The 24,275-nt window shown below is 61.5% G+C and carries 24 protein-coding genes; 14 read left to right on the top strand and 10 right to left on the bottom strand.

All coding sequences use genetic code 11. From position 1 onward, the window contains the following. Both AC1RP7_RS21715 and AC1RP7_RS21710 read left to right on the top strand, forming a co-directional pair. On the top strand, positions 1–804 hold the full coding sequence (locus AC1RP7_RS21715) for an ABC transporter permease (protein WP_007990681.1): 804 nt from the start codon (positions 1–3) through the stop codon (positions 802–804). Beyond that, positions 792–1,625 (top strand): ABC transporter ATP-binding protein, encoded by an 834-nt coding sequence (locus AC1RP7_RS21710; protein ID WP_492587863.1) that lies wholly within the window; start codon positions 792–794, stop codon positions 1,623–1,625. Before AC1RP7_RS21715 ends, AC1RP7_RS21710 begins: the two co-directional genes overlap by 13 nt. Positions 1,626–1,769: 144 nt before the next feature. Here the strand turns inward: AC1RP7_RS21710 and AC1RP7_RS21705 are convergent, their stop codons facing one another. Further along, positions 1,770–2,849, bottom strand: a complete 1,080-nt coding sequence (locus AC1RP7_RS21705; protein WP_493182804.1) for an endonuclease/exonuclease/phosphatase family protein — start codon at positions 2,847–2,849, stop codon at positions 1,770–1,772. A 66-nt stretch (positions 2,850–2,915) separates the two neighbouring features. Continuing rightward, a complete protein-coding gene (locus AC1RP7_RS21700; RefSeq protein WP_057713185.1) occupies positions 2,916–3,590 on the bottom strand; it encodes a YciC family protein in 675 nt (224 codons plus the stop codon). A 178-nt stretch (positions 3,591–3,768) separates the two neighbouring features. Between AC1RP7_RS21700 and AC1RP7_RS21695 the strand changes: the two genes are divergently transcribed. The 3 genes from AC1RP7_RS21695 to AC1RP7_RS21685 all read left to right on the top strand — a co-directional run bounded on the left by AC1RP7_RS21695 (position 3,769) and on the right by AC1RP7_RS21685 (position 5,779). Then, a complete protein-coding gene (locus AC1RP7_RS21695) occupies positions 3,769–4,545 on the top strand; it encodes a DUF2076 domain-containing protein (RefSeq protein ID WP_218497970.1) in 777 nt (258 codons plus the stop codon). A 120-nt stretch (positions 4,546–4,665) separates the two neighbouring features. Then, positions 4,666–5,145: a LabA-like NYN domain-containing protein gene (locus AC1RP7_RS21690; RefSeq protein WP_007990686.1), complete on the top strand. Its 480-nt coding sequence runs from the start codon at positions 4,666–4,668 to the stop codon at positions 5,143–5,145. A 22-nt stretch (positions 5,146–5,167) separates the two neighbouring features. Next, positions 5,168–5,779 (top strand): 3'-5' exonuclease, encoded by a 612-nt coding sequence (locus tag AC1RP7_RS21685; RefSeq protein ID WP_493182807.1) that lies wholly within the window; start codon positions 5,168–5,170, stop codon positions 5,777–5,779. 135 nt (positions 5,780–5,914) lie between these two features. Here AC1RP7_RS21685 and AC1RP7_RS21680 read toward each other — a convergent pair whose 3' ends face one another. Continuing rightward, the gene (locus AC1RP7_RS21680; protein ID WP_057713188.1) at positions 5,915–6,370 is read right to left on the bottom strand and encodes an Lrp/AsnC family transcriptional regulator; all 456 of its coding nucleotides are present in this window, start codon (positions 6,368–6,370) and stop codon (positions 5,915–5,917) included. A gap of 163 nt (positions 6,371–6,533) precedes the next feature. On the opposite strand from AC1RP7_RS21680, the gene yedA reads away from it, so the two are divergent. Both yedA and rhlE1 read left to right on the top strand, forming a co-directional pair. Continuing rightward, a complete protein-coding gene (yedA, locus tag AC1RP7_RS21675) occupies positions 6,534–7,475 on the top strand; it encodes a drug/metabolite exporter YedA (RefSeq protein WP_493182809.1) in 942 nt (313 codons plus the stop codon). Positions 7,476–7,540: 65 nt separating this feature from the next. Then, positions 7,541–8,881, top strand: a complete 1,341-nt coding sequence (gene rhlE1, locus AC1RP7_RS21670; RefSeq protein WP_218497972.1) for an RNA helicase RhlE1 — start codon at positions 7,541–7,543, stop codon at positions 8,879–8,881. A gap of 117 nt (positions 8,882–8,998) precedes the next feature. Here the strand turns inward: rhlE1 and AC1RP7_RS21665 are convergent, their stop codons facing one another. Both AC1RP7_RS21665 and AC1RP7_RS21660 read right to left on the bottom strand, forming a co-directional pair. Further along, the gene (locus AC1RP7_RS21665) at positions 8,999–10,240 is read right to left on the bottom strand and encodes a TIGR03862 family flavoprotein (RefSeq protein WP_340314661.1); all 1,242 of its coding nucleotides are present in this window, start codon (positions 10,238–10,240) and stop codon (positions 8,999–9,001) included. A gap of 292 nt (positions 10,241–10,532) precedes the next feature. Further along, complete coding sequence (locus tag AC1RP7_RS21660; RefSeq protein ID WP_223500261.1) at positions 10,533–11,453, bottom strand: histone deacetylase family protein; 921 nt, start codon at positions 11,451–11,453, stop codon at positions 10,533–10,535. 79 nt (positions 11,454–11,532) lie between these two features. Here AC1RP7_RS21660 and AC1RP7_RS21655 point away from each other — a divergent pair, with 79 nt between their 5' ends. The 3 genes from AC1RP7_RS21655 to AC1RP7_RS21645 all read left to right on the top strand — a co-directional run bounded on the left by AC1RP7_RS21655 (position 11,533) and on the right by AC1RP7_RS21645 (position 13,668). Beyond that, positions 11,533–12,102 carry a GNAT family N-acetyltransferase gene (locus AC1RP7_RS21655; protein WP_150813523.1) on the top strand — a complete coding sequence of 190 codons (570 nt, stop codon included), beginning with the start codon at positions 11,533–11,535 and terminating at the stop codon, positions 12,100–12,102. Between the two features lie 106 nt (positions 12,103–12,208). After that, complete coding sequence (gene tesB, locus AC1RP7_RS21650) at positions 12,209–13,078, top strand: acyl-CoA thioesterase II (RefSeq protein WP_090451550.1); 870 nt, start codon at positions 12,209–12,211, stop codon at positions 13,076–13,078. Next, entirely contained in the window at positions 13,075–13,668 is a 594-nt protein-coding gene (locus AC1RP7_RS21645) for an HAD family hydrolase (protein ID WP_008052432.1), read from the top strand. Before tesB ends, AC1RP7_RS21645 begins: the two co-directional genes overlap by 4 nt. Positions 13,669–13,811: 143 nt before the next feature. Here AC1RP7_RS21645 and AC1RP7_RS21640 read toward each other — a convergent pair whose 3' ends face one another. The 4 genes from AC1RP7_RS21640 to AC1RP7_RS21625 form a co-directional block, all read right to left on the bottom strand. Next, positions 13,812–14,771, bottom strand: a complete 960-nt coding sequence (locus AC1RP7_RS21640; protein ID WP_493182812.1) for an alpha/beta hydrolase — start codon at positions 14,769–14,771, stop codon at positions 13,812–13,814. Continuing rightward, positions 14,772–15,665 carry a KPN_02809 family neutral zinc metallopeptidase gene (gene ypfJ / locus AC1RP7_RS21635; protein WP_057713197.1) on the bottom strand — a complete coding sequence of 298 codons (894 nt, stop codon included), beginning with the start codon at positions 15,663–15,665 and terminating at the stop codon, positions 14,772–14,774. Between the two features lie 226 nt (positions 15,666–15,891). Beyond that, the gene (locus tag AC1RP7_RS21630) at positions 15,892–16,725 is read right to left on the bottom strand and encodes an aldo/keto reductase (protein WP_407516324.1); all 834 of its coding nucleotides are present in this window, start codon (positions 16,723–16,725) and stop codon (positions 15,892–15,894) included. Then, positions 16,709–18,457 (bottom strand): FAD-dependent oxidoreductase, encoded by a 1,749-nt coding sequence (locus AC1RP7_RS21625; RefSeq protein WP_493182814.1) that lies wholly within the window; start codon positions 18,455–18,457, stop codon positions 16,709–16,711. Before AC1RP7_RS21625 ends, AC1RP7_RS21630 begins: the two co-directional genes overlap by 17 nt. Positions 18,458–18,632: 175 nt before the next feature. Between AC1RP7_RS21625 and AC1RP7_RS21620 the strand changes: the two genes are divergently transcribed. The 4 genes from AC1RP7_RS21620 to AC1RP7_RS21605 all read left to right on the top strand — a co-directional run bounded on the left by AC1RP7_RS21620 (position 18,633) and on the right by AC1RP7_RS21605 (position 22,490). Continuing rightward, positions 18,633–19,409 (top strand): IclR family transcriptional regulator, encoded by a 777-nt coding sequence (locus AC1RP7_RS21620; protein ID WP_057713200.1) that lies wholly within the window; start codon positions 18,633–18,635, stop codon positions 19,407–19,409. A 179-nt stretch (positions 19,410–19,588) separates the two neighbouring features. Next, a complete protein-coding gene (locus tag AC1RP7_RS21615) occupies positions 19,589–20,644 on the top strand; it encodes a Gfo/Idh/MocA family protein (protein WP_057713201.1) in 1,056 nt (351 codons plus the stop codon). A 2-nt stretch (positions 20,645–20,646) separates the two neighbouring features. Next, positions 20,647–21,462, top strand: a complete 816-nt coding sequence (locus AC1RP7_RS21610; protein ID WP_090451537.1) for a sugar phosphate isomerase/epimerase family protein — start codon at positions 20,647–20,649, stop codon at positions 21,460–21,462. Between the two features lie 149 nt (positions 21,463–21,611). Beyond that, positions 21,612–22,490 (top strand): DMT family transporter, encoded by an 879-nt coding sequence (locus tag AC1RP7_RS21605; RefSeq protein ID WP_057713203.1) that lies wholly within the window; start codon positions 21,612–21,614, stop codon positions 22,488–22,490. Positions 22,491–22,618: 128 nt separating this feature from the next. On the opposite strand, the gene AC1RP7_RS21600 is transcribed toward AC1RP7_RS21605, so the two are convergent. Next, positions 22,619–23,956 carry an MFS transporter gene (locus AC1RP7_RS21600; protein WP_154862147.1) on the bottom strand — a complete coding sequence of 446 codons (1,338 nt, stop codon included), beginning with the start codon at positions 23,954–23,956 and terminating at the stop codon, positions 22,619–22,621. Positions 23,957–24,275: the final 319 nt, after the last annotated feature.

Below are 24,275 nucleotides of genomic sequence, written 5' to 3'. Positions count from 1 at the left end.
ATGTTCAAGCGCAATTCATGGCTGAGCCGCTGCATCACGCCCAAGACCGGATTGCCGGTCTCGGTGATCTGGAGCGCGAGCGGCCTGGCCTGGGTGCTGTTGGTCGGCCTGTGGGCCGGGTTGTCCTACGGCGGCGTGGTGCCGGGCATGTTCCTGCCGACGCCGGGCGCGGTGGTCGAGGCCGCCGTGCGGTTAGGCCGCGACGGCACCCTTGGCCAACATGTGTGGGCCAGTGTCGAAGTGGTGATGGTCGGTTTCATCGTATCGTCCCTGGTGGCGGTGCCCCTGGGTTTGTTGATGGGCAGCTTTCGCATCGTCCAGGCCTTCCTTGAGCCGCTGGTGAATTTCATTCGCTACCTGCCGGTGACCTCGTTCGTGCCGCTGTTCATCCTGTGGATCGGCATCGGTCTGGAGCAGCGGGTGTCGGTGATCATTTTCGGCGTGTTCTTCCAGCAACTGGTGATGATCGCGGACGTGTCCAAAGGCATCTCCAAGGACCTGATCAACGCCTCCTACACCCTTGGCTCGAACCGTCGTGACGCGGTGCTGCATGTGATTGCCCCGGCGTCCTTGCCGGGCGTGCTCGACACCCTGCGGGTGACCATGGGCTGGGCCTGGACTTACCTGGTGGTGGCTGAACTGGTGGCCGCATCCAGTGGCCTGGGTTACCTGAGCCTCAAGGCCATGCGTGGCTTCCAGGTGGATGTGATTTTCCTCGCCATCGCGATCATCGGCCTGCTGGGCCTGGTCACCGATCAACTGTTCCGTTTCCTTCGTCTGAGGATCACCGCATGGGCTCAGTAACCGCCGCCCCTCATCGTTTTGTTGCCCCCCAGGCCGCCCCGGTGAACGCGCCACGGCTGAAGGTGGACAAGGTCAGCCTGAGTTACAAGAAACCCGATGGCGGAACCTTTACCGCGTTACAGGAGGTGTCGTTCGAAGTGCCGGACCAGCAATTCGCTGTGCTGGTGGGGCCTTCGGGCTGCGGCAAGTCGAGCCTGCTGTATCTCACCGCCGGCCTGGCCGAACCGACCTCGGGTGAGATTTACGTCGGCGGTCAGCAGGTCGAAGGCCCCGGCGCGGACCGCGGCATGGTGTTCCAGAGCTACACGCTGTTCCCGTGGCTGACGGTGCGCCAGAACGTCGAGTTCGGCCTCAAGCGGCGTGGCATGCCGGCGGCGCAACGCAAGGACATCGTCGATTACTACGTGAACGAAGTGGGCCTGAGCGGCTTTGCCGACAACTACGCCAAGCAGTTGTCCGGCGGGATGATGCAACGTGTCGCCATTGCCCGCGCACTGGCCAATGACCCGCAGATCCTGCTGATGGACGAACCCTTCGGGGCTCTCGACAGCCAGACGCGCCTGCAAATGCAGCAGCTGTTGCTGCGGGTGTGGGGCAACAGCAAAAAGACTGTGTTGTTCGTGACCCACGACATCGACGAGGCGATTCTGCTGGGCGACCGGGTGTATGTGATGGGTGCCAGGCCGGGGCGGATCAAGCAGATTCTGGATGTGCCGATCGAGCGTCCACGCAACCTGGACATGGTCATGGAGCGCTCGTTCATCGAGATGAAGCGCGAGATCTTCGGGCTGCTGCATGATGATCTGGAAGAGGTGCATTAACCCCGATTCCAGCCCGTGCACCATCCCTGTGGGAGCGAGCTTGCTCGCGATTGCGATTTGTCATTCAGCATTGATGTCGACTGACACGACGCCATCGCGAGCAAGCTCGCTCCCACAGGTTTTGTGTCTGGCTGGGGTGAGGTGTCAGGGCGCAACCGGCAGCAGAAACCGCGCAATCACCGGCAGGTGATCGGAGATGCGCAATGTATCGTCCTGCCGCACCATCGCCTCCACCCGTTTGATCCGCGGACTGTAGAACAGGTAGTCGACGGTCCGGTCCGGGCCGTTCAGTCCGGGGTCGTTCGGGTAGTGGGTCAGCCAGCGCTCGCGGTCGATACCACTGGCTTCGTTGTTGGTCGGGATCATCGGGTACTTGTCCCACAGCAGGTGTAACAGGCTGTCGGCGGAGTAGGGCGCGCGTTGTGCATCGGGCAGGCGCTGATACTGGCCCAGCGGCAGCAGGTTGAAATCCCCACCGATCAACCACGGCGTGCCACGGCTTTCGAGTTTATCGAGGGCCGTGGCCACGGCGTTCACCTGGTTTTGCAAGGTGTTGTCGGCTCGATCGGCGCGCTCCAGATGGGTATTGAGCACCGCTATGTGCCCGCCGTCACTCAATGGCAAGTAGCTCACCAGCAAGGCGTTTCTGGGTTTGAATTGGCGGCTGACCGGATTGCCCGAGGCGACTGGCAGTTGCAGCCGTTCGGCATGTTCGATCCGATAACGGCTCAGGGTTGCCAGTTGCCGGCCGACACTGCCGAAGATGTGCGGATTCGGCACGAAGTCGGCTTTCCAGTCGAACGCGCTGGTGCCACACGGATACAAGTCGGCGAGCCGCTCCTGCAGCAGCTTGAACTGGTGCTGGTAATCGCTGGCCTTGGCGCCGTCGTCCAGTTCCTGCAACAGCACGATGTCCGGTTGTTCGTCGCGAATCACCCGCGCCACTTCGTCAAGGCTGAAAGCCATGTCTTCCGCTGTGGGGCGTTCGTCGGTGCCCGCGGCCAGGTCATTCCAGAATACGTAGCGCTTGCCGGCCAGGTACTGGACGTTCCAGGTCATCACCTTCAACGCCTGCCCGGGGACCAGGGAGGGGGCCTGGGCACTGCAACTGACGGGCAACAATTCTTTGGCGTCGGGGCGCCAGGTCAGGCTGTAGATCATCGCGGCGATCAGGCCGATCACGATCAGCAGGCCCGGCAGGATGTAGCGCAGTAGACGGGTCATGGCTCGGCTTATTAGCGTTACAGGATTGTTCCCGAGCATACCCGAGAGCGAGGGTCGCGCCTAAGGTCAGAGCGAGTTGTCATTTCTTTCAGGCAACGGGTTGATCAGCATGAACAGTCGGAACAGCACCACGCTGGTAAACAGCTGCAGAAAACTGTGGGCGCTGTCGATCAGCATGGATACCACCGGGTTCTGAGGTTCGGGGTACGCTGCCAGCGTCACGCCTTTGAGCAGCCACAACGGCCCCATCACACACAGAATGCACAGCAGGATGCGCAAGAAATGCCCTTGGGTCATGCGCAGGCTTTCCTTCATGGCCGCCAGTGGCGCCAGGCCGCGCAACACCAGCAGGTATTCGCCAAACGCCAGGGTCACCATCAGGTAGATACCCGGCAGGAAATACAGCGACAGGCCCAGCAGAATCAGCACGGTATTGAGCGCCGTGAGCAGGGCGAAGCGTGGCCACAGGCTCGCCGCCATCGCCAGCAGGTCGCGGTTGCGCGGCGACTCGCCGCGGCTGCGGGCGTCGAGAAACAGGATTAGCGCAGCGGTGTACAGCGGGTACACCAGCAAGCCGACTATCACGCTGATGCCGGGGAAACTGTCCGGCTCGGTGGAGTGGTCGACCACTTGTTGCAGCAGCGCCTCAAGCATCACCAGCGGCAGGCACAGCTGCACGATCTGGCCCAGATTGCGCTTGAAGAAATACAGCGAGTCACGCAGGACATCTAACGGATTCATCAGTGGGTATCGCAGGTTGGAAGCAGTGGCTCACTTTAACCGATCAAGCGCTCGTAGACGCAAACGTAAACGTTCGGTAAATGTCATTGAAACATCTTGTTTCAGCCTCCATTAAGGTCGGGCACCTTATCCTCATTGGATAAAGGCAACGATTTTCCCGGCAATCTACGAGGTCGCCATGAACAGCGAAGAACAAACCCTGATCGATGGACTGTTTTCCCGGCTGCAGCAGGCCGAAACGGACTCAGCCCCGCGCGACGCCCAGGCCGAGGCGCGGATCAAGGAACACCTGACGCGCCAGCCCGCGGCAGGTTATTTCATGACCCAGGCGATTCTGGTGCAAGAGGCGGCGGTCAAGAGCCTCGATGAACAGAACAGGCAACTGACCCAGCAAGTCCAGCAGTTGCAGGCCGAACTGCAACAGGCCAAGGCCCAGGCGACCCCGGCTCCAGCGCCGAGCAGCGGTGGCTTTTTGTCGAGCATCTTTGGCGGCAACTCTCGTGAGCCACAGCCTGCACCCACCCAGAGCTCACCACCCTCGAGCGGTGGCTGGCGCGAGCCGGGACGCTCGTCGTTCGGTTCGCAACCGCCACAGCAGAGCTTCGGCGCGCCGCCGCAGAACTTTCCCCAGCAGGGCTATGCACCACAGCAACAGGCTCCGGCAGCGACCGGCAGCAGTTTCCTCGGTGGTGCGCTGAAAACCGCCGCAGGCGTGGCGGGTGGCGTGATGCTGGCACAAGGCATCAGCAGCCTGTTCCATCACAATCAGCAACCGGAAGTCGTCGAAGTCATCAAGGAAGAGCCGGCCCAGGTCAACGACCAGGGCAACAATGGCTGGGGCGATGACCAGCGCATGGCCGGTAACGACTCCTACAGCAACGATCAGGGCGGGTTCAGCGACGCTGACTACAGCGATGACTCGTTATTCGGCGGCGACGACGATTCCTTCGTCTGATACGCCATTCGTCCGGAGCGCAACCGCGCTCCGGGCCGATTATTCGCGGAACAATCCTCAGGGCTGGCATACTGGGCGACTTTTCGGGCCTGGTGCCTGATTCAGCCCTGAGGAAAGCCGGTGAAAAAAATCGCAGTGTTCGCCGATGTCCAGAACCTCTACTACACCGTGCGTCAGGCTTATGGTTGCCACTTCAACTACGCCGCACTGTGGGCTGACATCAGCAAGCAGGGCGAGATCGTCGAAGCCTACGCCTATGCCATCGACCGTGGCGACAGCAAACAGCAGCAGTTCCAGCAGATCCTGCGCAACCTCGGTTTCACCGTGAAGCTCAAACCCTATATCCAGCGCAGCGATGGCTCAGCCAAGGGCGATTGGGACGTGGGCATCACCCTCGATATCATGGATGCCGCCGACCATGTCGATGAAATCGTCCTGGCCTCCGGCGACGGTGATTTCGACATGCTGCTCGAACGCATCATCAGCAAACACGGCGTACAAGCAGTGGCCTACGGCGTACCGGGCCTGACCGCCAACTCGCTGATACGCGCCGCCAGCCGCTACGTGCCGATCGAAGGCGCGTTGCTGCTCAAGAATTGATTTTTACGGAGTTGAACCAGGTTTGGAACGCATCGCAGTCATCGACTTTGAAACCACCGGGATCTCACCGAGCAGCAGCTGCCGGGCCACGGAAATCGCCGTGGTGATCCTTGAACAGGGGCGCATCGTCGAGCGTTACCAAAGCCTGATGAATGCCGGCGTGCGCGTCCCGGCCTTCATCGAACAACTCACCGGCATCAGCAACGCCATGCTGCGCACCGCGCCGTCGGCGGAGCAGGTGATGAACGAAGTGAATGAATTCGTCGGCTGCACGCCGTTGCTCGCGCACAACGCCGCGTTCGACCAGAAGTTCTGGGACTTCGAACTGGGGCGAGTCAAACGCACCCGCTTGCAGAACTTTGCCTGCTCGCTGCTGCTGGCTCGCCGCCTGATGCCCGCCGCGCCGAACCACAAACTCGGCACCCTCACCACGTTCGCCAACCTGCCCCACACCGGCAAGGCCCACCGGGCCATGGCCGACGCCGAGATGGCGGCCAACCTTACGGCACACCTGGCCGAAGAGTTGCGCCAGAAACACGGCTTGCGCGAGCTGTCCCATGACTTGCTGTGCAAGTTGCAGAAAGTGCCGGCGGCGAAGGTAAACGAACACCTCAAGCGTTATCGCGGGTTCTAGGAACATCGCAAATCCCCTCCCTGTAGGAGCGAGCTTGCTCGCGATGAACCCGAGAACAACACGGGGTGTCAGGTTCCCCGCGTTATCGTTGGCGACCATCGCGAGCAAGCTCGCTCCCACAGGGACATCATTGCCTCAGGATTTGCCATTCCCTTCAATGTGCCCCAGCGGCACCCGCTTCTCTATCGCACTCGACAACACAATCGACGTCTTGCTGAACCCGAACGTGGCGATCCGGTTGATCAACTCTTCCAGCTCCGGCATCGAACCCACGGCTGCCTGCATGATCACGCACGGGTCGCCGGTCACCCGATGGCATTCAGTCAATTGCGGGATTTTGATCAGGTCGTCGTAGGCTTTCTGGTTGCCGTGCTGGTTCAGGCGCAGTTCGATCACGCACTGGATGGGCAAGCCGAGCTTGGCCATGTCGACCTTCGCCTGATAGCCGGTGATCACGCCGCTGGCTTCAAGCTTGGCCACGCGCTCGGCCACGGCCGGGGCGGACAGGTTGACCTTGCGCGCCAGGTCCGCGTAGGACGCGCGACCATTTTCCAGCAGGGCGCTGAGCAGCATGCGGTCGTACTTATCCATCGTGGCACTCCTGAAAAATGACGGACTTTCGAAAACACGGTTTATTGCCATGAACACCGTGTTTTGAAAAGTGTACTGGCGGTTTAAAAAGGTTTTGTAACTTATTTTCCGGCTCCAGCCTTTCTAGAATAGCCGTTCACCTGTTCTGCCTGTGAGTTGCCCCATGTCCGGCCTACGTCGCTTTCCCTTACCGTTGATCGCAGCCTTTTTCGCCTTGTACGTGATTTGGGGCTCGACCTACCTGGTGATCCGCATCGGCGTGGAGTATTGGCCGCCGCTGCTACTCGCCGGCATCCGCTTCGTCATTGCCGGGACCTTGATGTACGCCTTCCTGCGTTGGCGCGGGGCGCCGGCGCCGACCTGGGCGCAGTGGAAAGCCGCCGGGATCATTGGCGTATTGCTGCTGGCGTGCGGTAACGGAGCGGTCAGCGTGGCCGAACACACCGGCGTGGCTTCTGGAGTGGCCGCTTTGGCGGTGGCAACGGTGCCGCTGTTTACCTTGCTCTGTGGCTATTTCTGGGGCGCGCGTAATACCCGTCTCGAATGGGCTGGCGTTGCGCTCGGAATGATCGGCATCGTCATGCTCAACCTCGGCTCCAACCTGCAATCGAGCCCGTTGGGTGCAGCCCTGTTGATTTTTGCGGCGGCCACCTGGGCCTTCGGCTCGGTGTGGAGCAAGCATTTACCATTGCCTCAAGGGGCGATGGCCAGTGCCGTGGAAATGCTGGTGGGTGGCGTGGTGTTGCTGATCGGCAGTGCGGTCAGCGGTGAGCATCTGGACAAGGTTCCGCCGATTGAAGGCTGGGTTGCGCTGGCGTACCTGACTGTGTTCGGTTCGATCATCGCCTTCAACGCCTACATGTACCTGTTGAAGCACGTGCGTCCGGCCGCTGCCACCAGTTATGCCTACGTCAACCCGGCGGTGGCGGTCTTGCTGGGGATCGTGTTTGTCGGTGAGACCATTGGAGTCGAGGAAGCACTGGCCATGCTGGTGATTATCAGTGCCGTGGTGCTGATTGGCTTGCCGCAGTGGCGTCGTAAGCCGCAGCAGCCGGTGGAGAAGGTCGTGCCGACGGTAGTGCCGACAGAATCCCGTGTGAATTAGGGTAAACTGCGCGCCATTGCACTCTTGTTTCGCACAACCGCGCTGAATTTTCCTACGGTACTCCCATGACTTTCGCCACCCTTGGCCTGATCGAACCCTTGCTGCGCTCCCTTGAGACGCTCGGCTACCAGACTCCGACGCCGGTTCAGGCGCAAGCCATTCCGGCAGTGCTGGCCGGTCGTGACCTGATGGCCGCGGCCCAGACCGGTACCGGCAAGACCGCCGGTTTCGCCCTGCCGCTGCTGCAACTGCTGGCCATGGAAGGGCCGAAAGTCACCGCCAACTCGGTTCGCGCACTGATCCTGGTGCCGACCCGCGAGCTGGCCGAGCAGGTTCACGAAGCCGTGCGCCAGTACGCCGAAAACCTGCCATTGCGCACTTACGCGGTGTACGGCGGCGTCAGCATCAACCCGCAAATGATGAAGCTGCGCAGTGGCGTCGACTTGCTGGTAGCGACTCCGGGCCGCTTGCTCGACCTGTTCCGCCAGAACGCGCTGAAGTTCAACCAGCTGCAAACCCTGGTGCTGGACGAAGCCGACCGCATGCTCGACCTGGGCTTTTCCGAGGAGCTGGCGAACATTTACCGTGCGCTGCCGAAGAAACGTCAGACGTTGCTGTTCTCCGCAACCTTCTCCGATGACATCCGCCTGCTGGCCGGGCAGATGCTCAACGATCCGCTGACTATCGAAGTCAGCCCGCGCAACGTCGCAGCCAATACGGTCAAGCAATGGATCGTGACGGTGGACAAGAAGCGCAAGCCGGAACTGTTCGTGCACCTGATGCGCAAGGGCAAGTGGAAGCAGGTGCTGGTGTTCGCCAAGACCCGCAACGGCGTGGACGCGCTGGTGGAGAAACTTCAGGGCCTGGGCATCAACGCCGACGGCATCCACGGCGACAAACCCCAGGCGACCCGCCAGCGTGCGCTCGACCGCTTCAAGGCGAGTGAAGTGCAGATCCTGGTCGCTACCGACGTGGCAGCCCGTGGCCTGGACATCGAAGACCTGCCGTTGGTGGTCAACTTCGACTTGCCGATCGTCGCTGAGGATTACATCCACCGCATCGGTCGTACCGGTCGCGCGGGTTCGACCGGCGAGGCGATTTCCCTGGTCTGCGCCGATGAAGTGAATCTGCTGTCGGCCATCGAGATGCTGACCCGCCAGACTTTGAAGCGGCAGAACGAGCCGGACTTCGAACCCGAGCACCGCGTGCCGGACACCGATGCCAGTGGCCAGGTCGTCAAAAAGCCGAAAAAACCGAAGAAGCCCAAGGCTTCCGGTGGTGGCGGTGGTAAACGCAATCTGGGTCGGTGGGTTGATAGCGGTGAGGTTGCGCCGGCGGAGCCTTCGATCAAGCCTGTGCGCAAGGTGCCGGTGTTCAATACCGGGCCGCGCAAGCGTAAGCCTTGATTAACTTCGGCGTCTGTTAAGCCGCCATCGCGAGCAAGCTCGCTCCCACAGGGGATTTGTGATCGACACAATTCCAATGTGGGAGCGAGCTTGCTCGCGATGGGCGCGCTGCGGTCTTCAATCTTTGCGCTGTAACCACTCCACCATCCCCAACCCCGCCGCTCGCCCACTGGCGAAACACGCGGTCAGCAGATAGCCGCCGGTCGGCGCCTCCCAATCGAGCATTTCCCCGGCGCAGAACACGCCAGGCAGTTGCTTGAGCATCAAACGCTCATCCATCGCCTCGAACAACACCCCGCCAGCACTGCTGATGGCCTCGTCCAGTGGACGGGTTTTCACCAGTGTCAGTGGCAAAGCCTTGATCGCGTTGGCCAGCAAGGCCATGTCGGCAAAGCAGTCGGCACTGGTCAGTTCACGCAATAGCGCCGCTTTGACCCCATCGATGCCCAACTGACTGTGCAGGTGCTTGGCCATGGAGCGTGATCCCCGGGGTTTGCTCAACGCCGCTGCAACTTTATCCACAGGCCGGCCCGGCAACAGGTCCAGATGAATGGTTGCCGAACCGTGCCGGTTGATTGCTTCGCGGATCGGTGCTGACAGGGCGTAGATCAAACTGCCTTCAATTCCGGTGGCGGTAATCACACATTCGCCGAGTCGCGGCACGTCATCGTTAAGGCCGATGGCGATGTTTTTCAGCGGCGAGCCGGCGAATTTGCTGACCATCAATTCGCTCCAGGCCTGCACCTCGAAGCCGCAATTACTGGGTTGCAACGGCGCCAGTCCTACGCCGCGTTGCTCCAGTGGCAGCATCCACGCGCCGTCCGAACCCAGGCGCGACCAACTGCCGCCACCGAGGGCGAGCAGGGTGGCATCGGCTTGCACGGTTGTTTCGCCTTCCGGGCTGTCGATACGCAATCCGCCACGCTCGTCCCAGCCGAGCCAGCGGTGGCGGGTGTGGATAACTACGCCACTGTCGCGCAGGCGTTTGAGCCAGGCGCGCAGCAGCGGCGCGGCCTTCATGTCGGTGGGGAATACCCGGCCGGAGCTGCCGACGAAGGTCTCGATGCCCAGTTCATGAATCCACTGACACAACGCTTCGGCGCCGAAGCCGCGCAGCAGCGGGGCGATCTGCGGGGCGCGTTCGGCGTAGCGTGAGAGAAATGCCGGGTAGGCTTCGGAGTGCGTGATGTTCATGCCGCCGACGCCGGCCAGGAGGAATTTTCGCCCCACTGAAGGCATACCGTCGTACAGGTCGACCTTGATCCCGGCCTGGCTCAACACTTCGGCCGCCATCAGACCGGCGGGGCCGCCACCGATGATGGCGACGCGGGAAGGGGAGGAGGTCGAAGATCGGGTCATGGAGTGCGCTGCGGTTTTGGCGAATGAAGCCGGGCATTCTACCAGCCCAGACCTCTGTAGGAGCGAGCCTGCTCGCGATGGTCTTGAACGATTACGCGGGAAACCAGATGCCCGGCGGCGACGTTGCGTTTTTCGCGAGCAGGCTCGCTCCTACAGGGATCTTTGGTGAATTCGAGGATTGGTTAAAAAACAACCAGTGCTCTGTAGCTCAAGCTCCGCATGGGCTGCAGGCCCTTTCACTCAGGTTATCCACAGGCAGCTCCACAGGCATTGTGGGTAAAGCATCCACAACTCAGTGACAACCTGATGACTGCCAGACGCGCTGCGCGCTGTGATGGAGGATGCCGTGACGGCGGGCGAGGGCCTGGCGGTCCTTGCTGTAGCCGCCGCCGATTACCCCGACCACCGGAATGTCACGGCCCAGGCAATGGCGCATCACGCTTTCATCGCGGGCGGCGACGCCTTCGTCTGTCAGCTTCAGATAACCCAGGGCGTCGTCCTTATGCACATCGACCCCGGCGTCATACAGCACCAGATCCGGTTGGTAGAGCGGCAGCAGGTAGTTGAGTGCATCGTCCACCACCTTCAGGTAGTCGGCATCGCCCATGCCTTTGGGCAGTGGAATGTCCCAATCACTTTCGGCCTTGCGTGCGGGAAAGTTCTTCTCGCAGTGCAGGGAAACGGTCACCGCTTCCGGGGTGTTATGAAGTATTCGTGCAGTCCCGTCGCCCTGATGCACGTCGCAATCGAAGATCAGCACGCGGTTCACCCGACCACTTTCCAGCAGGTAATGGCTGATCACCGCCAGGTCATTGAAGATGCAGAACCCGGCCGGGTAATCGTAGTGCGCATGGTGGGTGCCGCCCGCGAGGTGGCAGGCCAGACCATGCTCCAGCGCCTGCTCGGCCGCCAGCAACGAGCCGCCCACCGCCCGCACCGTGCGTCGGGCCAGGGCTTCGTTCCAGGGCAGGCCGAGGCGGCGCTGGTCTTCGCGGGATAATTCGCCACTCATGTAACGCTCGATATACGAAGGGTCATGGGCGAGGGCGAGAATCTCTGCGGGACACAGGTCCGGGCGCAGCAGATCGGCGTCGCGGGTCAGGCCGCTGGCCACCAGGTGATCGCGCAACAGGCGGAACTTGTCCATGGGGAAGCGGTGATCCGCCGGAAACTCTGGACTGTAGTCTTCGTGATAAATCAGCGGCAGTGGCATGGTCATTTCATGTAGGAATGAGAGACGGATCCTACCAGCGTTGTAGACTGGCGACATTGAAATGGAGGGGCGGGGCACGATGGAGCCAATACTGGAGCTTGAAAGCGCTCGGCTGCTGTTGCGCCAGTGGCGCGATGAAGATTTACCTGACTTTGCGGCGATGTGTGCCGATCCGCAGGTGATGCGCTATTTCCCGGCAGCCTTGAGTCGGCTGGAGAGCGCCTCATTGATCGGGCGAATCCGTGGTCATTTCGCCGAGCACGGTTTCGGCCTATGGGCTCTGGAACGCAAGGACACCGGCCAATTCATCGGTTTTACCGGGCTCGGTGTGGTCGGTTTCGACGCGCCTTTCACCCCGGCCACGGAAATCGGCTGGCGCCTGGCCCGCGAGCACTGGGGGTTGGGTTACGCCAGTGAAGCGGCGTGGACCGCTCTGCGCTGCGGGTTTGACCGCTTGCTGCTGAGCGAAGTCGTGTCCTTTACCGCTGACAGTAACCTGCCGTCGCAGAAAGTCATGCAGGCGATTGGCATGCATCACGATCCGGCCGATGACTTCGATCATCCCAAGCTCTCCGTCGATCATCCCCTGCATCACCATGTGTTGTACCGCATCAGCCGTGAACAATGGCTGCAAACCTTGCATGGATAACCTGACACGGACGTTTACAATGGACCACATGTTGGCCCGGGCCAGAAACTGAATCGACCGCCGCAGCCAAGACTGCGCGGTATTGCGTTGTGTGAGGAGAGTCTGAATGAGCCAAGTGTTGGAAGATCTGGTCGACCTGCTGACGCTGGAGCCGATCGAAGAAAACCTGTTCCGTGGCCGTAGCCAGGACCTGGGTTTTCGTCAGCTGTTCGGTGGTCAGGTGCTCGGCCAGTCGCTGTCGGCGGCCAGTCAGACGGTTGAAGAGGCGCGCCATGTGCATTCGATGCACGGCTATTTCCTGCGCCCAGGCGATGCCGGGTTGCCGGTGGTGTATCAGGTTGACCGGGTGCGTGACGGTGGCAGCTTCAGCACGCGTCGGGTGACGGCGATCCAGAAGGGCCACCCGATATTCACGTGCAGTGCGTCGTTCCAGTACGACGAAGAAGGCTTTCAGCACCAGACCGAAATGCCGCAAGTGGTCGGTCCGGAAAACCTGCCATCGGAACTGGAAATCACCCAGCAGCGCGCGCACCTGATCCCCGAGAAAATGCGCGAAAAACTGCTGTGCCCGAAGCCGATCGAATTTCGCCCGGTGACCGAGAAAGATCCCTACAACCCGCTGCCCTCCGATCCGGTCAAGTACGTCTGGTTCCGCGCCGACGGGGCGTTGGCCGATTCGCCGGCGCTGCATAAATACCTGCTGGCCTACGCATCGGACTTCGGTCTGCTGGTCACCTCGATGCAGCCCCACGGCAAATCGGTGTGGCACAAGGATATGCAGGTCGCCAGCCTCGATCACGCACTGTGGTTCCACCAGGATCTGCGTGCCGATGACTGGTTGCTCTATGCGATGGACAGTCCGTGGGCCGGCAATTCCCGTGGCTTCTCCCGTGGCAGCGTGTTCAACCGCGCCGGGCAACTGGTGGCCTCGGTCACCCAGGAAGGCTTGATCCGTCACCGCAAGGATTGGGCGTGAGCCTGGCCGACGTGCGTCACTGGGTGTTCGACATGGACGGCACCCTGACGGTAGCCGTGCACGACTTCGCGGCGATTCGCGTGGCGTTGGCGATCCCTGCCGAACACGACATCCTGACCCACCTCGCCGCACTGCCGGCCGATGAAGCCGCAGCCAAACATGCGTGGCTGCTGGAGCACGAGCGGGACCTGGCCCTCGGTTCGCAACCGGCGCCGGGCGCGGTGGAACTGGTGCGCGAACTGGCCGGGCGTGGTTATCGCCTGGGCATTCTCACGCGCAACGCCCGGGAGCTGGCGCATGTCACGCTGGAGGCCATTGGCCTGGCCGACTGCTTTGCGCTGGAGGATGTGTTGGGCCGCGATGATGCTCCGCCCAAGCCGCATCCGGGCGGGTTGCTGAAACTGGCCGAAGCATGGAAGGTGCCGGCGAGCGAGATGGTGATGGTCGGTGATTACCGCTTCGATCTCGATTGTGGGCGGGCAGCGGGAGCGCGGACTGTGTTGGTGAATCTGCCGGATAATCCATGGCCGGAATTGACCGATTGGCATGCGGCGGATTGTGTTGAGTTGCGGCAGATGCTTTCGGCTTGAGGGCGTTGTTGTCGGGTGAACCGCTTTTGCGAGCAAGCCCACTCCCACATTTGATCTCGGGTGCTCACAAATGATGTGTACACCGCAGGTCCAATGTGGGAGCGGGCTTGCTCGCGAAGAGGCCCTTCCAGACACCACAAATACTACTGCCCGAACAATGCCTTCTGCCCCTCTGGCGAGGTAAACATCCCATCCCCGTTATGCCCGACCCCGGGCACTTCAACCAATTGCTGCTTCAACCCTTGCGGTTGCAGCCGCTTCAAATAATCGAAGTAAAAACGCCCGCGGGCCAATCGAGACGGCCCTTGCGCCTTGGCTTCACAGCTCTTATCCAGCGCCGGATGATTCGGGTCGGTGTCCTGCTGCCCCAGCAGATAAACGACTTCACGCTTGAGGTAACTTTCCTGCAACTGTGCTGCGGTTTGTCCTTCGGCGTAAGCCGGTAAATCCGCCAGCCCGTACTTCCAGCGATGGAAATTCGGGCAGCCGGCGTGGCTGAACGCCACGGGCCTGCGCTCATCGAAATAAGCGTAGGAGGACGGATTGGCGATCACGTAGCGCACCTGCACGCCGGCTGCATCGAGGTCGGATTGCGCGTGGCCGAGCAACGCATAGCGCTGAACCACCTGCGCGCCGCCGGAGTGCCCGGCGATGACGATTTGCTTCACATCCGGAAACTGCTGACGGTCACCCAAGCGGGCGATGATTTCGTCGAGCGCCGCGTAGGAACTCAGCCGAAAGGGTGCCGTGGATTCGCCGCCGGCCATCCATTCATTGCCTTGCCAGCGCAAAACGGTGTCGGCCACCGGATGGACCGCAACGTCGGTTTCATTGAGGAATTGCGGGGCGATCACCAGGGTCGTTGCGCTTTGCCCCGCCAGTTCGGCCGCGTGCTCACCACTCTGCAGATAGGTTTGCGCATTGCGCAAGCGACCGTGGAGGATGATCAGCACCCGTTCGATTTTTGCCGGGGCGGGGCTGATGCCCACCGCGATTTCACCTGACTTCAACAGCAGGCGCCCTGAACTGAGTTCCTTGACCCCATGCTCGGCGGCCTGGGACGTTGCGCAAGTAAACAGAACAACCAACAACCACTTCTTCATTTACAGATTTTTCGCCGCAAAGGTATCGCACTGGCCAACCTGGCCTTGGGCGAAACCGGTTTTGAACCAGCGCACCCGTTGCGCCGACGTACCATGGGTGAATGAGTCCGGGACCACACGGCCCTGACCCTGTTGCTGCAAACGATCGTCGCCGATGGCGTTCGCGGCGTTCAGTGCTTCTTCGATGTCGCCCGGTTCCAACCAGTTCAGGCGCTTCTGCGCATTGTTGGCCCAGACGCCGGCCAGGCAATCGGCCTGAAGTTCCTGGCGAACCAGCAAACCACCGTCGCCTTCCATCTGCCGGCCTTGTTGGCGCGCTGCCTGAATTTTCGTGGACACCCCAAGCAGGGTCTGCACGTGGTGTCCGACTTCGTGAGCGATCACGTAGGCCTGGGCGAAGTCTCCCGCGGCGGAAAAGCGTTGGGACATCTCCTGGAAGAATGCCATGTCCAGGTAGACCTTCTGGTCGCCCGGGCAATAGAAGGGGCCGGTCGCCGAGGTGGCCAGACCGCAGGCCGAATTCACGCGGTTGCTGAACAACACCAGGGTCGGGTCCTTGTATTGGCGGCCGGCCTGCTGGAATATCGCGCCCCAGGTGTCTTCGGTATCGCCGAGGATCGAGCGCACGAATTCCGCGCTCTCATCATTGGCCGGCGGTGCCTGGCGACTCTGGTTGGTGGCGGGCGCCGATTGCTGCTCCATTTGCCCGGTCAGTTGTCCGAGGATCTGCAGTGGATCCTGGCCGGTGATCCAGCCGATGCCGACAATCAGGAGGATCGCCGTCAGGCTCAAACCCTTGCCACCGCCAAAACGCATGCCGCCGCCACCACCGCCGACATCATCGCCACGGGCGTCGACCACGTTGTCGCTGCGTCGGCCTTTTTTCCATAGCATGTGGGAATCCTCTTCTGTTCCGGGGAAAGCGTCGTCCGATGAGTGTTGCTGCCAAGTGGGAGCGGCGCCAGTCCGGCCGTCCGTCTTTTTTCCGCGCACAGGTTGATTCCCGGCTACCCGTGAAGGGTTGCCGAGAAGGTCTCAGGCTTGTATTGAACACGGATAACCCATCGAATTCCCTCGGGCGATGGGTTTTTATCGTGAGAGCGATCGCCGGTCCTGCGGATTATTCGTCGAATGCATCCCACACCGGCGCAAAGTCAGGGCTGACCTGGCGCTCGCGTTTGGACAGGCTGGCGATCAAGGCACGGTCTTCATCATCCAGTCGCACATCCAGCGCCGCGAGATTGGCCAGTTGATTGGGCTCGCTGCTGGCCTTGGGGATCGCGGCCACGTTGGGTTGATCAAGCAGCCATTTGAGCGCGACCTGCGTCGGCAGTACGCCGTGTTTCGCGGCGATCCGCCGGATGGCCGGAATGTCGGATACCTTGTTGCGCGCCAGTGGCGTGTAGGCTGTCAGCGCAAGATCCTGTTGACGGGCGTAGTCGAGCAGGGCGTTTTGTCCGAGCAGCACGTGGTACTCGACCTGGATCGCCGACAGCGGCGCCCCCAGTTCTTCGACGACTTTGCGTAGCAGGGGCAGTGGAAAATTCGCCACGCCAATGTTGCGCGCCAGGCCTTGCTCCTTGAACGACACCAGGGTTTCTATGGTGCGCGGCAAATCCCAATCGGTGGTTGGCCAATGGAGCATGAACAGGTCGACGTATTCGCTGCGCAGGGCTTTGAGGCTACGGTCCATGGAGTGACGCATGGCGTCGGGTTGCAGTTGGTCCCACCAGACTTTGGTCGTGACGTGGATCTGCTCGCGGGGTGTCGGACTGTTCGCCAGCGCCTGACCGACCGCGTCTTCGTTGTTGTAGGCCGCTGCCGTGTCGATGTGCCGGTAACCCAGGGCCAGAGCCTGCTCCACTGCTCGGGTGCATTCCTCGCCGAGCATTGGCCAGGTGCCGAGGCCGAGTTTCGGCATGTTCAAACCCTGAGCGTTAATGATGTGCTGCATGGTCGATCTCCTTTTCATAAGCAGTGACACCTGCGATATGGCGCGCGGCGATGTAGCCGAAGGTCAGCGCCGGGCCGAGATTGATGCCGCCAGCGGGGTAGTGACCGCCCATGATGCTGGCCATGTCGCCGCCCGCCGCGTACAGCCCGGCGATGGGTTGCGCCGCGCCATCCAGGACTTGGGCATGTTGGTTGACCTTGAGCCCGGCGAAGGTACCGAAGCAGCCCGGCTGGACTTTCACGGCATAGAAGGGGCCTTGTTCGATCGGTGCGACGCATGGGTTGGGCTGTTGCAGTGCGTCACCCTGCTTGCGGTTGTAGGGTGTGGAACCACGGCCGAATTGCGGGTCCTCGCCGTTGCGCGCGTGGCGGTTGTAGTCCGACACGGTGGTGCGCAAGCCAACCGGGTCGATGCCGCAGGCTGCAGCCAATTCCTCAAGGGTGTTGCCGGTTTTCAGATAGCCGCTGCGGATGAAGGATGACAGCGGCACCGGAAATGGCCGAGAGATGCCCAGGCCATATCGACGCTGAAAACCATGGGTGCAGATCAGCCACGACGCTACTTCTTCACCCGGTGGGGCGGCGGCGACCATGGCCGTGACGTAGTCGTAGTAGCCGTTGGCTTCATTGACGAAGCGCTGGCCGTTGCTCAGCACACCGATGATGCCCGGCTTGCCCCGCTCGATGATGTGCGGGAAGTGTCCCGTGCTGCCGTCGCTGTGCGGCACCTGCGAAACCGGTGCCCAGGCGACGGCGGACGCCATGTCGCTATTCACCCGGGCACCGGCACTTTCGCCCAGGCGCAGGCCATCGCCGCAAACGCCGAGGGGTGGCAAGGCCAGATGCTCATGCCCGGTCGGTGTGCGGGGGAACAGGGCCTTGCGGCGGTCGATGTCATTGGCGAAACCACCCGCGGCGAGCACCACGGCCTTGCGTGCATGGATGCGCACCGAGCCTTTGGCGGTGTTGACCACCGCGCCTCGTACCTGGTCATTCTCGCGCAGCAATCGGCTCACGGGCGCTGATTCCCAGAGCAACACACCGAGGTCATCGGCGGATTTCGCCAGGCGCGCCACCAAGGCCACGCCGTTGACCAGTTGCATCGCCCGGCCATGTACGACGAGATCGAACAGGTGGCGGCTGAAGCGCCGCGTAACGTGCCAGGCCGCCGACAGTGAACGGGTCAGGTTGAGGAATGCCGTGAGGTCCGCCCCCGCCATGATCGGCATGCCCATGAACGATGTTTCCCGCATGGTTTTGCGCAGACGCTTGAGCAGTGTGCCGACTTTTCGTGCGTCGTACGGGGCGGCGATCACCGAGCGTCCACCGGTGCCGGCCCCCGGCGTGTCGCCATGAATGTCGGCAATGGCGTTGCCGTCGGCGAATTGCAGCGAGGTGTGCTGCTCGAAGAACGACACCATCCGCGGGCCGGCTTCCAGGAACGCGTCGATCATCGCCGGATCAAAGCGCTCGCCCAGTTCGTGTTTCAGGTAAGTGCGCGGCAGTTCAACGTCTTCGACGATGCCTGCGCGTCGGGCCAGCGGGTTGCAAGGCACCCAGGCCCAGCCACCGGACCAGGCCGTGGCACCGCCGAACACCGGGTCCTTTTCTACCACTATGACTTTCAGTCCATGCCACGCGGCGGTCACGGCCGCCGACAGTCCCGCCGCACCGGAACCAACGATCAGCACATCGCAGTCGATGTCGGGAAGAAAGTACGCTTCGGCAGGCATTGTTTGAACTCCGGTGTTTTATTGTTTTGGAATCTTGTTCCAGAAAATATAAGAATCAGGTGAAGCCGAACAAGTCTTGAGGGTGTAAAACGGGCGGTTATCGAACGTTCAGTTCCAGATTTCGCATTCGTTCAGATGTCTTCTAGAATCGAGCAAATTTTGCGTGGAAGCGACCATGGCCGGCAGTCAGATCGAACGTGTTTTCAGTGTGCTCGAAAGCCTCACCAGCGATCCCCGTGGCCTGCCGATGCAGACCCTGGCAGAGCAACTGGATATCCCCAAGAGCGCGACCCATCGCCTGCTGGCCGAGCTGATCCGCCTCGGTTACGTGCGGCAGAATCCGGATAATCTGCGTTATCACCTCTCGACCAAACTGGTGGCGATGGGCTTCCGTTACCTGTCGAGCAGCGGTGCCGACATCGTGCAGCCAGTGCTTGACCGCTTGGCGCAGGAAACCGGCGAACTGGTGCGTCTCGGGGTGATCGACGGTGAGCGTCAGATCTGGATCGCCAAGTCCCAGGGCGCGCGCTCCGGTCTGCGTTACGACCCGGACATGGGCCGCGATGCGCCGTTGTTTTACACAGCCTCTGGGCATGCGTGGCTGGCCTGCATGAGCGATGCCGAAGCCTTGTCGCTGGTGGAGCGGCAGGGCGCAAAAGTGCCGGAACATGTGGGGCCGAACGCGCCGCGCTCGAACATCGAATTGCTCGAACGCCTGCGTCTGGCGCGGGACCAGGGCTACGCCTGGGTCGAGGAGAGCTCGGCGGTCGGCACTTCGGCGATTGCGGCAGTGGTGCGCCATCCCGCCGATGGGCGGGTGATCGGCGTGCTCAGCGTCGCCGGGCCGAGTGCACGGATGCCGGGGGCGCGGCTGCATGAGCTGGCGCCGTTGTTGCTGGCGTACACCGAGGAGTTGAGTGCAGCGAGCCTGGCGTCGGAGTTGTTCAACTAAGGCCTGTGCAAATCGACTGCATTCGCGAGCAAGCCCGCTCCCACATTTTGAACAGCGCACAGCTTGAGAAGCTGTGCGCTGTTCGAACACTTTCAGGATAGGTCTGTGTAAGAATCTGGAACCAGGTTCTAAATTATTGGAGTTCATCGCTCCAATAACACTCACAAGAGGACCGTATCTTGAATTCGCCACTTCGCATCGCCCTGATCGGTGCTGGCAACATGGGCCAGCAGCACTACCAGCATCTGCAATCCCTGACTGAAGCGACGTTGTGCGCCGTGGCCGATCCGGGACCGCAGGCGGCCAGTCTTGCGGCGCAATGGGGCGTAGCCTGTTTCGCCGATCATCGTCAGATGCTGGAGCAGGCGAAACCGGACGCCGTGATAGTTGCCAACCCGAACACGCTGCACGTCAGCACGGCCCTCGATTGCCTCGCGGCCGGCGTGCCGGTATTGCTGGAAAAACCGGTGGGCGTGCACCTGGATGAAGCCAGGGAGCTGGTGACTGCCTCGAAGGCCAGTGGCGTTCCGGTACTGGTCGGACATCATCGTCGCCACAACCCGCTGATTGTCCGCGCCCACGAGCTTGTCCACAGCGGCGCATTGGGTCGGTTGACTACGGTTACGGCGCTCTGGCAGTTGCGCAAGCCCGACAGCTATTTTGAAACACCCTGGCGGCGCGAGGCCGGCGCGGGGATGCTGTTGACCAACCTGATCCACGACCTCGATCTGCTGCGGCATTTGTGCGGTGAAGTGCGCCAGGTTCAGGCCATCACCAGCAACGCCATTCGCGGGTTTGCCAACGAAGATTGCGCGGCGGTACTGCTGCAATTCGACAACGGTGCACTGGGCAGCCTGACCGGCTCCGATGCGGTGGCTGCGCCCTGGAGCTGGGAGCTGGATTCGGGGGAGAACCCGGTGTATCCGCGTCATCCTGATCAACCGTGCTACTTGCTGGCCGGGACAGGTGGGGCGCTGAGCATTCCGCAGCTTAAACGCTGGCACTACAACGATGTCGATGGCGGCTGGCATCAACCGTTGCTGGCAACCCAGGAAAACTTCAGTGCCGATGAAGCCCTACGCTTGCAGTTGCAGCACTTCGTGCGAGTTGCGCGCCGGGAGGTCGAGCCGCTGGTGAGTGCCGCCGATGCCGCGCGTACGTTGGCGCTGATCGAAGCCATCCGCGAAGCCGCCGAAACCGGGCGTGCCTGCGCGCCATCCTTGATCGAGGGATGAGCATGAGCGAGCGTATCTTCTCCCTGGCCAGCCTGACCGTGCTGGAGTTATCACCGCCCGATATGGTCGAGGTCGCCGCGCGGGCCGGTTACAGCCATGTCGGCTTGCGTCTGGTACCGGCAACCCCGGAGGAGCACCATTTTGCCCTGGTGGCCGACCACGAACTGCGGCGCCAGACCCTGGCGCGTCTGCGCGATACCGGTATTCGGGTGCTGGACGTCGAAATCCTGCGGCTCAAACCGGAAACCGTCGTCGCCGATTTCGAAAAAGTCCTGGCGGTGGGTGCCGAGTTCGGCGCAAGTGAGTTGCTGGTGGCCGGTAACGACCCTGATGAACAACGGCTGACGGAACATTTTGCCGAACTCTGTGATCTGGCGGCACTCTATGGGCTGCACCCGCATCTGGAGTTCATGCCCTGGACCGATGCGCGCAATCTTCAACAAGCCGTGCGTATTGTAGAAAACGCCGGGCGGGGAAACGGCGGAGTGCTGGTGGACGCCTTCCACTTCGATCGTTCGGGATCGCGCCTGGAAGATCTGGCCAAAGTTGCTCCCTCACGGTTACGGTATGCACAGTTGTGTGACGTCGCAGGACTACGGCCGACCGAAATGGCGGAGATCTTGCGCCAGGCGCGTAACGAGCGGCGTTTCCCCGGCGATGGCGATTGTGACCTGCAGGGGTTGTTGGGGATTTTGCCGGCTGACATTCCACTGAGCCTGGAGATTCCCACCGTGCAGTTGCTGGAGCAGGGCGTGAGTGGGTTGGAGCGGGCACAGATGGCGCTGGATAAAACCCGGGAATTGTTTGCGCGGCTCTAATCGGTGCTGCGCACCTATCGCTGGTAGGAGCGAGCTTGCTCGCGATGGTCGTCAACGATAATGAAGGCTGCCTGGAAAAACATGGCGCCCTCAGGTTCATCGCGAGCAAGCTCGCTCCTACAAAATAAGGATGTAATAAAGGAAACCCAATGACCGTCAGCACCCCGCTTTCCGGCGTCAATCAGCCCTTCAAAGGGATCCTGCTGATCATTGTCGCGACCTTCCTGTTTTCCACCCACGACGCCTTTTCCAAATACCTCTCCGGTTTCTATCCCATTGTCATGGTGGTCTGGGCGCGCTACGTGGTTCACACCTTGTTGATGGCCGGGATTTTCCTGCCGCAGTCCGGGTTGCGGGTGCTGCGTACCAAACGGCCATTGCTACAGGTGATCCGGGCGCTGTGCCTGCTGGGCACCAGTCTGTTTTTCACCACGGGGCTGATGTACATCCCGCTGGCCGAGGCCACGTCGGTCAACTTCCTCGCTCCGGTACTGGTCACCGCGCTGTCGGTACCGCTGCTTGGCGAACGTGTGACCCGGGGGCAATGGCTGGCAGTGATTTTCGGTTTTAGCGGAGTGCTGATCATCGTTCACCCCGGGGGCGATCTGTTTACCCCGGCGGTGTTGCTGCCGTTCTGCTCGGCGCTGTTTTTCTGCTTCTACCAACTGCTGACCCGCAAGCTCAGCGAGATCGACAGCCCGACCACCAGCAACTTCTTCGCAGGCTTGTGCAACACGCTGGTGATGAGTGCGCTGGTGCCGTTCTTCTGGCAGACGCCGAACCTGGTGCATGGCGCGATGATGCTGGCGCTGGGGGCCTGCGGGATGACGGCTCACCTGTTCCTGACCCAGGCTTTCCGCCTCGCGGCACCGGCGCTGCTGGCACCGTTCAGCTATTGCCAGATCATCTTCGCCGGCCTGCTGGGCTGGCTGCTGTTTTCCCATACGCCGACACTGACCACCGTGCTCGGCATTGCCGTGATCTGCTGCAGCGGGTTGGCGGCGGCCTGGCAGCAAAGCCGCAAGTAGAAAGTAACCGGAAAACAACGGTGGGAGCGGGCTTGCTCGCGAAAGCGGAGTGTCAGTCACCATAAATATCGACTGAAACTGCGCATTCGCGAGCAAGCCCGCTCCCACAGGGGGCATTGCGCTTAACTTTAGTCAGTGACGGTCGGAATCTTGCGCGGTGCCATGAAGTACATCCAGATCAGCGCGATGAAGTACATCGCCGGAATCATGGTGAACAGCACAGTGTAGTTGTTGTTGGTGATTGTCAGGATGTGGCCGACCAGTTGGGTCATGAACATCCCGCCAATCGCCGCACACATGCCACCGAAGCCGAACACCGTACTCATCATGTGCTTGGGCGTGTAGTCCATCACCAGGCTCCAGATGTTCGCGGTCCAGGCCTGATGCGCGCCGATGGCCAGGGAGATGGCGGCCACCGCGACCCACAGGTTGCTGGAACCGGCCGCCATGATCACGCCGATGATGCAGCAGGCGAACAGGAACATGGACATCAGTCGCGCCTTGATCGGGTTGACGCCGCGACCGATCAGGAACGAGGAGAGGATGCCGCCGCCAACGCTACCGAAGTCGGCAGTGAGGTAGATGATGATCAGCGGGATACCCATCTGGGTGACGTTGATGCCCAGGTTGTATTGCTGATTGAGGAACGGTGGCAGCCAGTACAGGTAGAACCAGAACACTGGCGCAGTGATCGAGTAGGCGAGGGCGAAGGCCCAGGTGCCGCGCATGCGCAGGATTTTCGAGAACGGCACGCGGGTTTGTTCCGGCTCGACTTCTTTCTGGATGTAGTCCAGCTCCGACTGTTTCACGCTCGGGTGGTCTTCCGGGTTGAAGTACTTCAAACCCCAGAACAACAGCCAGATCCCGCCCAGTGATGCCATGCACAGGAACGCGGCCTGCCAACCCCAGACGTGCAGGATCAGTGGCAGCAGCATCGGCGTGAACATCGCGCCGACGTTGGTCCCGGCATTGAAAATACCGGTGGCTACCGCACGTTCACCGGCCGGGAACCACAGGCGCGTGGTTTTCACGCAGGCCGGGTAGTTGGCCGCTTCGGTCAGGCCGAGGATGAATCGGCAGACCATGAAGCCGACCGCCGAAGTGGCCAGGCCGTGGGCACCGGTCGCCAGGCTCCAGAGCAGCACGGCGCAGAAGAACACGCGCTTGACGCCGACCCGGTCGATCAAACGGCCTTGCAGCACGAAACCGATGGCGTAACCGACCTGGAACCAGAAGTTGATGTTGGCGTAGTCCATCGCCGTCCAGCTCATTTCCTTGGCCAGGATAGGCTGCATCACGCCCAGGGCGGCGCGGTCGATGTAGTTCAGGGTGGTGGCGAAAAACACCAGTGCCAGCATGCCCCAACGGGTTTTGCCGACTGCCATGGCGCCGCGGATTTTGTCGCCGATGCCACCTGTGGCGGTGCTCATGGCAGGTGCCATGCGAGAACTTTGAGAAGGAATCATGTGTGCCATCCGTTCAATGACTGACAAGCGGGGCTCGTCGTGACTTCAAGGGCGCGTGATCAATCGGTCTGTCGCGGCGTGCGCGAAAGGGCTGATCGGCTGTGTTCGTCGGCTGACGGGTTATTCAGCGAGCGGCACGGTTGTGCCGGCGGAGCGCGGGGTTCGGATGGACGCCAGGCAAGGCGTAATGACGGTAGAGCGAGTGAGCAAGGCGTTGAATGAGCGCATGAGCGTATACCCGTTTTTTGAAATTTTTATGTGGTGTTCTGGGTCTTGTTGACCGGGGCCGACGATTTCAAGACCGGACCCAATGTGGTGT

Source organism: Pseudomonas sp. GW822-FHT01E03 (assembly GCF_058802985.1).
The sequence above is the reverse complement of the archived record's forward strand: the minus strand, read 5'-3'. Positions and strand labels throughout refer to the sequence as shown.

Excerpts from the sequence above, each read along its gene's own strand:
- AC1RP7_RS21705 (WP_493182804.1), bottom strand. The coding sequence starts at position 2,849 with ATGACCCGTCTACTGCGCTACATCCTGCCGGGCCTGCTGATCGTGATC.
- ypfJ (WP_057713197.1), bottom strand. The coding sequence starts at position 15,665 with ATGCTATGGAAAAAAGGCCGACGCAGCGACAACGTGGTCGACGCCCGT.
- AC1RP7_RS21695 (WP_218497970.1), top strand. The coding sequence starts at position 3,769 with ATGAACAGCGAAGAACAAACCCTGATCGATGGACTGTTTTCCCGGCTG.
- AC1RP7_RS21700 (WP_057713185.1), bottom strand. The coding sequence starts at position 3,590 with ATGAATCCGTTAGATGTCCTGCGTGACTCGCTGTATTTCTTCAAGCGC.
- AC1RP7_RS21710 (WP_492587863.1), top strand. The coding sequence starts at position 792 with ATGGGCTCAGTAACCGCCGCCCCTCATCGTTTTGTTGCCCCCCAGGCC.
- AC1RP7_RS21640 (WP_493182812.1), bottom strand. The coding sequence starts at position 14,771 with ATGAAGAAGTGGTTGTTGGTTGTTCTGTTTACTTGCGCAACGTCCCAG.
- AC1RP7_RS21630 (WP_407516324.1), bottom strand. The coding sequence starts at position 16,725 with ATGCAGCACATCATTAACGCTCAGGGTTTGAACATGCCGAAACTCGGC.
- AC1RP7_RS21620 (WP_057713200.1), top strand. The coding sequence starts at position 18,633 with ATGGCCGGCAGTCAGATCGAACGTGTTTTCAGTGTGCTCGAAAGCCTC.
- AC1RP7_RS21665 (WP_340314661.1), bottom strand. The coding sequence starts at position 10,240 with ATGACCCGATCTTCGACCTCCTCCCCTTCCCGCGTCGCCATCATCGGT.
- AC1RP7_RS21655 (WP_150813523.1), top strand. The coding sequence starts at position 11,533 with ATGGAGCCAATACTGGAGCTTGAAAGCGCTCGGCTGCTGTTGCGCCAG.
- yedA (WP_493182809.1), top strand. The coding sequence starts at position 6,534 with ATGTCCGGCCTACGTCGCTTTCCCTTACCGTTGATCGCAGCCTTTTTC.
- tesB (WP_090451550.1), top strand. The coding sequence starts at position 12,209 with ATGAGCCAAGTGTTGGAAGATCTGGTCGACCTGCTGACGCTGGAGCCG.
- AC1RP7_RS21600 (WP_154862147.1), bottom strand. The coding sequence starts at position 23,956 with ATGATTCCTTCTCAAAGTTCTCGCATGGCACCTGCCATGAGCACCGCC.
- AC1RP7_RS21715 (WP_007990681.1), top strand. The coding sequence starts at position 1 with ATGTTCAAGCGCAATTCATGGCTGAGCCGCTGCATCACGCCCAAGACC.
- AC1RP7_RS21610 (WP_090451537.1), top strand. The coding sequence starts at position 20,647 with ATGAGCGAGCGTATCTTCTCCCTGGCCAGCCTGACCGTGCTGGAGTTA.
- AC1RP7_RS21660 (WP_223500261.1), bottom strand. The coding sequence starts at position 11,453 with ATGCCACTGCCGCTGATTTATCACGAAGACTACAGTCCAGAGTTTCCG.
- rhlE1 (WP_218497972.1), top strand. The coding sequence starts at position 7,541 with ATGACTTTCGCCACCCTTGGCCTGATCGAACCCTTGCTGCGCTCCCTT.
- AC1RP7_RS21680 (WP_057713188.1), bottom strand. The coding sequence starts at position 6,370 with ATGGATAAGTACGACCGCATGCTGCTCAGCGCCCTGCTGGAAAATGGT.
- AC1RP7_RS21625 (WP_493182814.1), bottom strand. The coding sequence starts at position 18,457 with ATGCCTGCCGAAGCGTACTTTCTTCCCGACATCGACTGCGATGTGCTG.
- AC1RP7_RS21605 (WP_057713203.1), top strand. The coding sequence starts at position 21,612 with ATGACCGTCAGCACCCCGCTTTCCGGCGTCAATCAGCCCTTCAAAGGG.